1 protein-coding gene is annotated in these 1,007 nt (G+C 44.7%); it reads left to right on the top strand.

What is annotated here, in order from left to right:
• The coding region (locus GRP75_RS27915; protein ID WP_160790998.1) for an SDR family oxidoreductase at positions 1-709 on the top strand (709 nt) is incomplete at its 5' end.
• Positions 710-1,007 lie beyond the last annotated feature (298 nt).

The raw sequence follows: 1,007 nt of genomic DNA, 5'->3' as shown, positions 1-1,007 counted from the left end.
AACTGGAGCCTCCAGCGGAATAGGGGAAGCTACAGCGAAGTTGTTGGCACAAAATGGCGCAAAGGTGGTATTGGCAGCCAGAAGAGAGGAACGTCTGCATGCGATTGCTAATGAAATTAAACAGGGTGGCGGCGAGGCCGTTTCTGTAAAAGCAGACGTCGTTTCTGCCGAAGATATGCAGAATTTGGCCAAGTTTACCTTAAGTGTGTATGGCCGAATTGATGTATTGGTGAACAATGCAGGGGTCATGCCGAGTTCCAGGCTGAATGAATTAAGAGTAGAAGAGTGGGATCAAATGATCGATGTGAACATCAAAGGCGTTTTATACGGTATCGCAGCGGTATTGCCTACCATGCGGGAGCAGCAGTCCGGTCATATCATTAACCTATCCTCTACAGCCGGTTATCATGTGTCCCCTACAAATGCCGTATACGCGGCCACCAAGTTCGCAGTTAGAGCCATCTCGGAAGGGCTGCGCTTGGAAGAGTCTTCGACTTCGCGTATTAGATCTACCTTGATTGCTCCTGGTCTGACGAAGACCGAACTTTTTGACAGCATTACCAGCCCGGAAGTGCAGACGATCGCCAATCAAATAAGCGGCATAGGGATTTCTCCTTACAGTATTGCTAGAGCCATCGCGTTTGCCATTAATGAACCTGATGACACCCTAATCAGTGAAATTATGGTTAGGCCGACCGCGTTGCCTTGAACATTTCCAAACAAGATGATAGGGAATTTTCCTTATGGCTGAAAATCAAAATACTGGTCATCCACCATCTAAGGCTATTATCCAACTGTAAGCTGATAACGGAAAGATGAATTTACTTTATATATAACAAGAGCTATCATGTTAAATTGTTTTTTGAACTAACTGGGAACGTTAGTTCAATGAAACAGCGACAGTCTAGGACTTTATTTTCTGTCGCTGTTTCATAAAACTTATTTTATGGAGTCTGACGGTATGACAATTCAAAAAGCCGCGCGGAATAAGAACATCCAGTCTAATC

Source organism: Paenibacillus sp. OT2-17, assembly GCF_009827695.1.
GTDB lineage: Bacteria > Bacillota > Bacilli > Paenibacillales > Paenibacillaceae > Paenibacillus > Paenibacillus polymyxa_B.
The sequence above is the reverse complement of the archived record's forward strand: the minus strand, read 5'-3'. Positions and strand labels throughout refer to the sequence as shown.